The organism is Streptococcus mitis SK575, assembly GCF_000257865.1.
Taxonomy (GTDB): Bacteria; Bacillota; Bacilli; order Lactobacillales; family Streptococcaceae; genus Streptococcus; species Streptococcus mitis_CQ.
The window spans coordinates 1-3,997 of sequence record NZ_AICU01000034.1 but is presented as its reverse complement, the minus strand read 5'-3'; the positions used below and the strand labels follow the sequence as shown (position 1 = coordinate 3,997).

Below are 3,997 nucleotides of genomic sequence, written 5' to 3'. Positions count from 1 at the left end.
GCCTTGTTAGCGCATGACTATGCCTTGGAACAAGCTGAGGAGAAAGGTTTAGAGCGTGGACGAGCAGAGGGAATTGAACAAGGTTTAGAACAGGGACTGGAGCGTGGTCGAACTGAGGGGATTGAACGAGGAAAACTCTTTGCTTTCTTGGACATGGTTCGCCAACATGCTCTAACTTCCGAATTCGCGAGTGAACAATTGGGTATGTCAGTAGCGGAGTTTGAAGCGCTGTTATAAGACCAGCACTAACGGTCAGGAAAACCATCTGGTTAAGATGGCATTCTTGGAATTAAAAAAATACAGAGAAACCAGCAAAGACGAGGTTCGTAAACCGTGGTTGGAGTTTTTCGGGAACAAACCCTTTACCCAGCAACCCGAGCGAGCCATCAGCCAGGCAGACCAACTGCTAGACTACAAGAGCTGGTCCGAGGAGGACAGGAAGATGTTTAGTCAACTACGTATGCGCGAAGAACAGGCATTGTTGGCACAGGATTATGCTTTGGAAACAGCTAGGGCGGAAGGTATCGAACAAGGTTTAGAGCGTGGTCTTGAACGTGGTCGAGCTGAGGGTATTGAACAAGGTTTAGAACGTGGGAAACTCTTTGCTTTCTTAGATATGGTCCGTCAAGGTCTTCTGACTTCTGAGGTTGCCAGCCAGCAGTTAGGTATGACAGTAGCTGAGTTTGAGGCTTTACTGTGAGTTCGATCTTTTATCTAATAGTAGGAAGTTTATGAAATGGCAAGTGTTATCCAAATACTTGCCGTTTTTACTTGACTTTTACAAGGGTTTGTAAGATAATACCAAGGAAGTAAGTTCTGTCTAACTATCTATATAGTTTGGATATAAAAGATATCATCTGAGGGATGAGTAGTTGCGAAATGTCAACTTGGAAGCTAGAGTATTTCAGGGGGAATTTTTGCGCGAATAAGTTTTCTTCTCCTTTTTTCGAAGAAATAGGAAAAAAGTTTAAAAAACATAAGAAAACTCTTGACAAATCCTGCAAATATTTATATACTGTATGGTAGTAAGATAGTCTTACGAAAAATAATATAATGAAAAACAAAGGAGATAAAACGATGAAAAAAGTTTTATTGACAAGCGCAGTCGCTCTTGCAGCATTTGGTGCTGTTCAAGCTGTTTCAGCAGACGTTAATGGTGGGGCTAACCTTCCAGGTGCATACGATCAACCATTAGTGGATGGTGGAAAGTATGATGTTTATAACAGTCAAACAGAATTTATTACTGCTGAGAGAGTTAATGAATATATCGCAGCTCACAATGAAGACCTCAAAGTGAAGAAAGCAGAACTTGAAAAAGTTCAAGCAGAATTAGCAAACGCTGAGGCAGAATTTAACAAAACTTTAGCAGAGTATGGTAAAGCAGAAAATGCTCCAGAAAATTTTGCTCATGACCGTGATGTACGTTTAGCTCCATACAAATTAGCAGTTGCTAAAGCTAAGACAGCTTACGATGAAGCATATGCTAAGGTTAGAAATGAAGCGATTAAACATTTCCAAACAGTTTGGAATACAGCTGCTAAAAAAGAAGGTAAGTACTACATCTTGAATGAAACACCTGAGCAAAGAAATGCTCGTTACTTTAGAGAGCATGGTCAAGCTACTCAAGGTTGGGCTAAAAACGCTAAAGGTCAATGGACTTACTTGAAAGATGCTCAAGGAAATAAAGCAACTGGATGGCTTAAAGATAACGACACTTGGTACTACCTAGATAAAGATGGTATCATGCAAACAGGTTGGGTTAAAGACAACGGAACTTGGTACTACCTAGATGGTTCAGGCGCAATGCAAAAAGGTTGGAAATATGTAGGTGGTCACTGGTACTACCTAGATGGTGCAGGTGCAATGCAAACAGGCTGGAAATATGTAAGTGGTCACTGGTACTACCTAAATGCTTCAGGTGCTTTGCTTGTAAATACAACTACTCCTGACGGTTACACAGTTAACGCAAGTGGTGAGTTGGTATAATACCGATATATAAATAAGACTAGGAGAACAATCTCCTAGTTTTTTCTTTTTTTGACAAGTCTAGTTATTGGGGCATGAGGAATTGTATTAAAGATATGCTACATAAAGAAGAGCTTTTTACCTTTAAATATTTCTACACTTTTTATGTTTTTTATTGCATTAATTATAGAAAAGGAATATAATGAAATAAATTTAATAGGTTAACAAGGAGGTTTTCTTATGAAGAAAACACTTACAGGTATCTTGCTAGCTACTTCAGTGCTAGCTATAGGTGCAGTTCAGCCAGTAAGCGCTGCAAGTACAGGAACTGGTGCATCGTCCACAGGTGCTCAATCGGCTTCATCATTTAAGGAAATTCATTTTGTAACATTCCAAAATGGTAGACTAGTTGATATTAAAGAAGCTCTTGCAGGATCAGCTGCATCTAATACAAGTCATCCAGATATTGCTAATTATAAATATACTAGCAGTAGAGAGGAAGAGGGTATTCTTTATCATATGTATGCTCCTACTGATACCACAAGTAGCACGAATAGTATTCCAACAAATCCATATCATAGAGATAATGACCAAAACAATAGTGCTAGTACTGATAATAATCACGGTTCAACATCTAGCTCAAATTCTATAACAATAAAGACAGTTCGTTTTGTAGAATACAAAAAGGGTAGTGATATCCCTATTGATATTAAGGCTCCCCGTACAGGAACTGCAGCATCAGATACAAGTCATCCAGATATTCCAAAATATAAATACTCTACTGGTAAATTGGTAGATGGTGTTCTTTTCCATGTGTATACACCAGAAAAATCTACAGATAATACTGGAACGACTAACAATAGTAATGTGAATAATAGTGGAAATAGCAACCCAAATAATGCTAATGCCAATAATGGTGCAAGCAATAACCAAAATCAAGGTACGAATGCAAGCGTGGGACAGTTCAAAACCGAAAATGGTAAAGTCTACTATATCAGGGATGGTAAAAAAGTTACTGGCTGGCAAAAGATTGACAGTGACTGGTATTATTTCTCTAAAGAAGATGGAATGAAGACAGGTTGGGTCAAAGATGGTTCATGGTATTACTTGGATGAAACTGGTGTGATGGGAACTGGTTGGAAACAAGTTGATGGTAATTGGTATTATTTAAACGATTTAGGTGCCATGCAAACTGGTTGGAAACTTATAAATGGTAGTTGGTACCATCTCGACAGTTTAGGTAAAATGAGTACTAGATGGATAAAAGAAAATGGTACATGGTATTATCTAGACGGCTCAGGTGCTATGCAGACAGGTTGGAAACTTGTAGATGGTAATTGGTATTATCTCAATAATTCAGGTGCCATGCAAACCGGCTGGTTGAACCAAAGTGGTACATGGTATTATCTAGATGGCTCAGGTGCAATGAAGACAGGCTGGTTCAAAGTAGATGGTAAGTGGTACTATTCATACCCATCAGGAGCTTTGGCGGTGAACACTACTGTAGATGGTTATACTGTAAATGGAAACGGTGAATGGGTGTAGTTTGAATTAGTTTATGTCACTAGGAGATTTTTAGCTTAGTTATTTATAGCAGATGTTTGCTGATATAATACTTATCAGGCTCCAGTTGCAAAAGAAGCAGATAAGAAAGAACTTCCAAATACTAGTGGAAAAGATAATGTTGTGGTTACATCATTAGGATTCCTTTGATTATTCTTTGGTGCCCTTCCATTTGTGAAACGCAAAAACTAATTAATTAAAAATATAAAAGAGAAGGATTTATGACCTTCTCTTTTTGTGATATGGACTATAGTGAGAGTTCTATTGAAAAGAAGAAAAAAGTGAACAAAACGATGTTTCAGCTTTGTTCACTTTTATGTTATTAGTGATTGTATGGTCTTACAAGAGCTCCTCAAACTCCGCGACGCTCATGCCCAATTGCTGGCTGGCAACCTCAGGTGTTAGAAGACCTTGGCGAACGAGATTTAGTAGCATAGACAAACTTCCTTCAACTTTCCCGCGTTCAAGT

At 38.6% G+C, this 3,997-nt stretch carries 3 protein-coding genes and 2 pseudogenes; 4 read left to right on the top strand and 1 reads right to left on the bottom strand.

From position 1 onward, the window contains the following. From HMPREF1048_RS05505 to HMPREF1048_RS05495, 4 genes and pseudogenes are all read left to right on the top strand, one after another. On the top strand, nt 1-237 hold a 237-nt coding region (locus HMPREF1048_RS05505), incomplete at its 5' end, for a FliH/SctL family protein (protein ID WP_000629791.1). Between the two features lie 4 nt (nt 238-241). Then, nucleotides 242-700, top strand: a pseudogene (locus tag HMPREF1048_RS0102200) (Rpn family recombination-promoting nuclease/putative transposase); the annotation flags it as partial. Nucleotides 701-1,077: 377 nt separating this feature from the next. Continuing rightward, complete coding sequence (locus HMPREF1048_RS13695) at nt 1,078-1,986, top strand: cell wall-binding protein (protein WP_000757034.1); 909 nt, start codon at nt 1,078-1,080, stop codon at nt 1,984-1,986. A gap of 219 nt (nt 1,987-2,205) precedes the next feature. Beyond that, a complete protein-coding gene (locus HMPREF1048_RS05495) occupies nt 2,206-3,510 on the top strand; it encodes a PspC family transcriptional regulator (RefSeq protein ID WP_000753302.1) in 1,305 nt (434 codons plus the stop codon). Nucleotides 3,511-3,867: 357 nt separating this feature from the next. On the opposite strand, the pseudogene HMPREF1048_RS13690 reads toward HMPREF1048_RS05495, so the two are convergent. After that, a pseudogene (locus HMPREF1048_RS13690) lies at nt 3,868-3,997 on the bottom strand (damage-inducible protein CinA); the annotation flags it as partial.